The organism is Polynucleobacter sp. AM-25C3, from assembly GCF_018882335.1.
Classification (GTDB): domain Bacteria; phylum Pseudomonadota; class Gammaproteobacteria; order Burkholderiales; family Burkholderiaceae; genus Polynucleobacter.
On sequence record NZ_JACVOS010000004.1, the window covers coordinates 189,100 to 195,581 of the forward strand.

The 6,482-nt window shown below is 42.7% G+C and carries 7 protein-coding genes; all 7 read right to left on the reverse strand.

Annotation, left to right across the window (positions count from 1 at the left end; genetic code table 11):
* Positions 1-29: 29 nt before the first annotated feature.
* The 7 genes from queE to ICN12_RS04325 all read right to left on the reverse strand — a co-directional run bounded on the left by queE (position 30) and on the right by ICN12_RS04325 (position 6,208).
* Positions 30-683: a 7-carboxy-7-deazaguanine synthase gene (queE, locus tag ICN12_RS04295; protein WP_216270852.1), complete on the reverse strand. Its 654-nt coding sequence runs from the start codon at positions 681-683 to the stop codon at positions 30-32.
* Positions 684-711: 28 nt separating this feature from the next.
* Positions 712-1,440, reverse strand: a complete 729-nt coding sequence (locus ICN12_RS04300; protein WP_216270854.1) for a hypothetical protein — start codon at positions 1,438-1,440, stop codon at positions 712-714.
* On the reverse strand, positions 1,416-2,114 hold the full coding sequence (locus tag ICN12_RS04305) for a hypothetical protein (RefSeq protein WP_216270855.1): 699 nt from the start codon (positions 2,112-2,114) through the stop codon (positions 1,416-1,418). Before ICN12_RS04305 ends, ICN12_RS04300 begins: the two co-directional genes overlap by 25 nt.
* A 46-nt stretch (positions 2,115-2,160) precedes the next feature.
* Positions 2,161-4,071, reverse strand: coding sequence for a B12-binding domain-containing radical SAM protein (locus tag ICN12_RS04310; RefSeq protein ID WP_216270856.1), 1,911 nt, complete (start codon positions 4,069-4,071; stop codon positions 2,161-2,163).
* Positions 4,053-4,877, reverse strand: a complete 825-nt coding sequence (locus tag ICN12_RS04315) for a ferritin-like domain-containing protein (RefSeq protein ID WP_216270897.1) — start codon at positions 4,875-4,877, stop codon at positions 4,053-4,055. Before ICN12_RS04315 ends, ICN12_RS04310 begins: the two co-directional genes overlap by 19 nt.
* A 265-nt stretch (positions 4,878-5,142) precedes the next feature.
* Entirely contained in the window at positions 5,143-5,697 is a 555-nt protein-coding gene (locus ICN12_RS04320; RefSeq protein WP_216270857.1) for a hypothetical protein, read from the reverse strand.
* 55 nt (positions 5,698-5,752) lie between these two features.
* Complete coding sequence (locus tag ICN12_RS04325; RefSeq protein WP_216270858.1) at positions 5,753-6,208, reverse strand: hypothetical protein; 456 nt, start codon at positions 6,206-6,208, stop codon at positions 5,753-5,755.
* Positions 6,209-6,482 lie beyond the last annotated feature (274 nt).

The window sequence follows — 6,482 nt, forward strand, 5'->3', positions numbered from 1 at the left end:
GAATACTTAAAAATCGCTTGGCACGGCTACTATCGAATACCGATCATTTTATGGGTCTGAACACTCAAACGCCACAACGGCCGCTTTTGACACAGGCGAATTGCCAGTGCCATGTTTTCTTGGAGATTAGGGCCATCCATAGCCTGCAAGAATCGATTACGGTAATCCATCTTCTCAAATCGAGCCAACAAGGTCTCTACAGAGCCGTGGCCAATTTGAGGAATCACCACCTTAATCTCATCAGCTTGCAACACAATTAGATCCGAGCCTACTTTGGGACTAACACACACCCAATCTACTCCCTTGGGTACTTTGATCGTGCCATTGGTCTCAATCGCAACCGCAAAGCCTTTGGCATGTAATACCTCAATTAAGGCAGTGTCGAGTTGCAGCAATGGCTCGCCACCAGTAAAAACAACATAACGCTGCTGTGGCCCAGCTGAAGTGCTATTCCACACCTCTTCAATGGTGTCAGCAAGTTGCGTAGCAGTTTCAAACTTCCCACCACCGGCGCCATCACTTCCAACAAAGTCGGTATCGCAAAATTGGCAAACCGCAGTAGCGCGATCTTCCTCCCGACCACTCCACAAATTGCATCCAGCAAAGCGGCAAAATACGGCCGCACGACCTGCGTGGGCGCCCTCACCTTGGAGGGTTGGAAAGAGTTCTTTTACGGTATACATAGCTAAGTGCTGATTTTAAGCGCTTTGCTCACTTCCAGGACACAAGCTCCCACTCTAAGTAGTCTTCCCATAGGGCGTTATTCCAAAACATACCAGCCCATAAATAACGTCCATAGCCACGCCGAATAACCCAACGACCGATTTCAGGGGAAAACCAAACATCCTCTTGACGGTAGTTAGCCACTCGAGAAAAGTCATTGCTTGAGAAGTAAGGTGCTTCGTTTTGATACTTTAAGACTGGAAACTGCCCAGCAGGAGTGTTGATGCCCTCCCACCCCACTACCGATATATTCAAACCCCAGTAATAGTCGTTGTCGGGATAGCCCACTACTTGATAGCGATCACGATAAAAACCAGACCACCCTGGAACGAGTTGCTCAGGCCACAAAGGGATTGGCTGTAAAAACCTTTGCGGAGGATTCCAATGCGGATCTTGAAGGATGTAACCCCAAGGCTCTTGGATTTCATCGGGAAGTTGCCCTACTTTTAGGCCGCTACGTTCAATCCGAATCTGGGGTCCAACAGAGACCACCTTTTCCGTAACGATATCCACCAATTCTTGATTAAAGACATTACGCACGTTGTAGACCCACTGCTGACCTACTTGTGGCGCCCTCACCTTGGGAGGGTTAATGGGTTGCGGCAGAGGTGTTGAAACGGGGTAAGGCTGACCGGATATACAAGCCACCAGCAAAGCTGGCGACAGTAGTGCAAGCAGTCTACGCATAGCGTTTATTTGTAAGAGCTGAGTTGCCATTGATAGCTACCCTCCAAAATCACCGGACCAATCTGCCCCTGAATTTGATAGGAGCCAGATGCCTCACGAGCAACCCAGCGCCCAATCTGCGGAGCAAACCAAACCGTTTCTTTGCGGATACAGTCAACTTTGTTTGGATCTTCGCTCTCGTAATTAATGAGCGTCTGAAAACGCAAGGCCACAAATTCTCCGGCAGGAACAGTCATTTTTTCCCAACCCTGCACACTCATATATTCCTGCCAATTCATTTTCGAGTCTGAGTAGCCCGCAATACTGTACTTGGTATTGAACTGCTTGGCCCAGGTACTTGAGAGTTGTTCCGGCCAAAGCGGCAAAGATGGGCTGAAGTTGAGCAAACGTGACCACTGGGTATCTGTAGAAACCATTCCCCAGGAAGTCTGAATTTCACTGGGTAATCTAGCGCCATCCGCGGTCATGCGATCAATCACAATGGTCGAGCCAATGTTTGCAACACGCTCATTAATCACATCCAGGGTTTTTCCACTAAAGATATCTTTCTTAATATAACTCCACTCTTGCCCCACTTGAGGAGGGCGCACTATAGGCAACGGCTTTGGTTGAGCGACCGGAATGCCATGCTCATATGAGAGTCCACCACAAGCAACTGGAGCTAAGGCGGCTGATACGATAAAAGTGCGACGAGATAAGTTCATATTGCCACCTAGGGTAATTAAATTCGGTGAATAGGTAATACCAAGTTTATATAAGCCTCAAGATTTTGGCTATTTTATTGCGGGAAACTGTAGTCTTCGGAATCCCGGGTATTTCAAACCAGGTATGCGCATCTTGCTCAAAGCCCACGCCATGCATAAAGTTGTAAATCGCCTTCTTCAGACCAATACCTAAGAGGTCATGATCCACCCCGCTTGGATCTATAAACGCCACGTCGTTCTTGGCAAAACTAATTTCTGGCAATGGCAGCAAGGAGATGCCGTAGGCCTGAGGGTCCTTGCCGACAGGTGAATGCACCGTACAAGTAAAACGATGAAAGAAGCCACTCTGAATACAGCCATTTTCAAAAAACTGGCGAACGTATTCCAAGGCATCAACCGTCTCTTGGACGGTTTGCGTAGGGAAGCCATACATCAGATAGGCATGAACCAAAATCCCGGCATCAGAAAATCCTTTAGTTACTTGGGCTACTTGTTCTACTGAAACCCCTTTTTTCATGAGATCGAGCAGTCTGTCAGAAGCCACTTCTAAGCCGCCCGACATGGCTATGCATCCACTTTGCGCCAATAGCTCACATAACTCAGGGGTAAAAGTTTTTTCAAAGCGGATATTGCCCCACCAAGAAATAATTACCTTGCGACGAATTAACTCTTCGGCAAGGGCCTTCAGAATCTTGGGTGGCGCCGCCTCATCCACAAAATGAAATCCAGTCTGCCCAGTCTCCGCAATGATTGCCTCAATGCGATCAACCAAAAGGCTAGCTGAGGCAGTCTCGTAACGAGAAATGTAATCGAGACTCACATCGCAGAAGCTACATTTTTTCCAATAGCAGCCATGTGCAATAGTCAGCTTATTCCAACGCCCATCACTCCACAGGCGATGCATGGGGTTTAGCATATCCAGCAAAGATAAATAGGAATTGAGTGGTAGACCATCCCAGGTGGCTGTTCCTACATCTTCAAATGGAACATCAGGCTCTTGCCAGTTGATGTAACGCACTTCATTGCCAGCGTTACGAATAAACGTACGCACCAATCTCTCTGCAGAGCGCTTGCCATTTAAATGCTCAATAAGTGCTAGTAAGGGTCTCTCACCAGAATCTAGAGTAATAAAGTCAACAAAATCAAAGATGCGTGGATCTGTGAGTTCACGCAACTCGGTATTGACATACCCACCACCCAGACCAATCTTGATTTGTGGATAAGATTGCTTAATTGTTTGCGCAATTCTGAGGGCGGCATACATCGCCCCAGGGAACGGTACTGATAACAGCACCAAAGTTGGCTGATGCTTTTCGATGGAAGACCTTGTCAGCGCTTGTAAATGCAAATCCATTAACGTAGGGCTTGCAGCCAAGGCATCCGCCAATGGAGTAAAGGTGGGTTGACTACCCGCCAATGATTCTGCGTAGCGGACAAACTCGAAGCGCTCATCCACGGCATCGCGTAGAACATCGGATAAATCATTGAGATAGAGGGTTGCCAAATGACGCGCCCGATCTTGAGATCCTAATGCGCCAAATGCCCACGACAAGGAATCACCACCCTCTTCCTCGTCATAGGCATCTAGGGATGCAAATCGCGGGCCTTCAGGCAATAAATTACGACTGTTAATGCGATGCACCAGCGTGCTGTCGCGCCCCTGTAAAAATGCAATCACTAAAGCAATAGTGCTTTGGTAATCTGCAAAGTAGTACAGAAAGAAGTTCACGCTAGCGCTGTGATTTTCTTCGGGCAGTTTTAATGCCGCGCCCTTAATCTCAGTCAAACCATCCGGCGTAAAGAAACTAAGCACTAAGGCTAAAGCCAAATCTTCTTGAACTGCATCAAAACCTCGTGAGCGAAGAAAGCCCGTGAGATAAGCAGTTGATGGATATGGCGTATTGAGCTGCGTCATCGGCGGAATGAGACTCAGAATCTTCATGCTGCTTGAGTCCATTTATTACCGAGAGATTCCAGCAAGCTCAACTCTTCAGCGGTAAAGCCAGCTTGCTCACGTGCCTCGAGATTAAACGGCCCCCTCAAGGTAGGCGCACGATATTTTTCAGCCAAGTCTCGATAAGTCGCAATCGGGGATAAGTTGTCATTGGCGCATAAGAAATTAAACCAGCGATTACCAACAAGCACATGTCCAATTTCGTCATGAAGAATGATTTCTAGAATTTCAACAGCACGATCATCTTTGATTTGCTTGAATCGATCCCGAATCTCCGGAACCGCATCAAGACCCCTTGCTTCCATTGTTCTGGGAACTAATGCCATCCGGGCAATGACTGAATCCGTCGTTCTCTCAACCATCTCCCACAAACTATTGTGAGCTGGAAAGTCGCCATAGCTAAATCCAAAGGACTGCATATGCTCATTGACCAAACCGAAATGGTAAGCCTCTTCTTTGGCAACTCCTAACCAGTCTTCGTAATACGCCTTGGGCATATTTGGAAAGCGCCAGATCGCATCCAACGCCAAATTCATGGCATTAAATTCAATATGGGCTAAGGAGTGCCAAAGAATAGCCCTGCCCTCAACCGTACCCATTCTTCTTTTGGGAACCCACTTAGGCGCTACTAATTCTGGCTTAGCCGGTCGCCCAGGAAGATGGAGATGTTCACTATTGAAGTTGCCGGAAAGATTTAAAGAAATTCGCTCACCTTGATACTCTTCGTACAAGTTGGCTAACTGGCTAAGCTTGGATTGCACATCAGTATTTGCCAGTATTGCGAGGGAAGTTTCTCGTAACTCAAGCATGGTTATGGGCAAAGGCGAGCTTAAGTCGCCTACTCCCACTCAATAACTACGTATGTTATTTTCACTTTATAATCAAACACTTACGTCCCCTAAAATAGTAGTGTGCAACTATTGTGCAACTACGAACAGCAAACCCAATAGCTACGTGCATCTAAAAAGTTATGCAATATCAACAGTTTAATGGAATATTGGTTACACGATGTGCAATAGCAAGAACAAAATTAGTTAAAAAAAATTGCAATTGCGATAAAAAATAAGAAGCATATTAATTAACTTTAAATATAAAAATCAGAGTACAAATTATTGATATGACTCTAGATATATAAACTGGATATTTGCCAAAAAAGCAATCCTTAATATTCTTCAATCTTTCTTGATCATATTTACTGAGTAATTTTCCACTTTCTAAATCTCTTTGAATTTTTTCTAAATTTTTAATTTGTAAAGTTGTTTTTACATTGCTTGTTGCAATGAAGGCTAATACAACTCCAACAGCCATCAAACACATGTTAAAAAACCAATGAAAATTTTCTATTGAATAAATTGAATCAATAGATCCAATAAAAATAGCTCCAAATGCTATGCACAAAATAGTACGAGAAAAAGTTAGCAGTGAATTTATGCATCTATTTTTAGAATTGAATAATAAAAAACCCAATTCATAAGAATCAAGTTTAATAATTAAAGCATCATCAATATGTGCTAATTTTTTAGATGTACTTGCATAGTCACCATTCATAATTAAGTCAAGAATCGAAAATAAAATAATTAGAATAATTACAGCCAAAACTATTCCTAATGCAATTTTTATAATTAACATGATTAAAATAAGTTATTTTTAATTGGGAAGTTTTGAACACATGTAGAGCTGGAAATTACAAAAGTGTAAATTCTGGTTTCTCATAGCCCATCTCTTCAATTATTGCTAAATTAAGTTCAATTTTAAATTCTTTAAAAATAGCAAGTTCATCTACTGTTAGATGATTTAATCTATCAGGAACATAATAACGTTCACTATAGTAGCGTTCATATATCTCCATATATGAATCATCACTAGGTAACATTATTAAATCTAAGTTAGCATTGAGTGATTCAAGTAAATCAATATTTTGCTCAGAGTTAAAAATTTTAGAATTAATTTCTTTTACATCAGCGTCAATACGTAACATAAGCCACAAGTAGTAAATTCCAGTAGCTAAGGTTATAAAATAAAAATCAATGTTGCTTTGATATGTAAACCACACTATCGATAAAAAAACTGCTGAAATAATAAAAAATTTAATCCTAAATTTTTTAACATCACTTTGAATTTTAACTTTTCTACCGTCCAATTCCTTTACAGATTTTTTTAATGTCCAAACTTTAACGTAAACACTCCAAAATTTGTTATAGATACTTTTATAACGTGACTTTTGTTCTGGGTTAAATTTGCTGTAAATTTCATTAAAAAATAATTCCTTCTTATCTAATGATGTGGTAATCCCCCCATTTTTAACTTAAGCTAAAAGTAGAAGCTGGTACTGCAAGTGCTAGTTTTTGCTTTGGTGTAATTCCACCTAAGCCCATGTTCGGTCTTTCATGATTGTATGTCCACATCCAATCGGT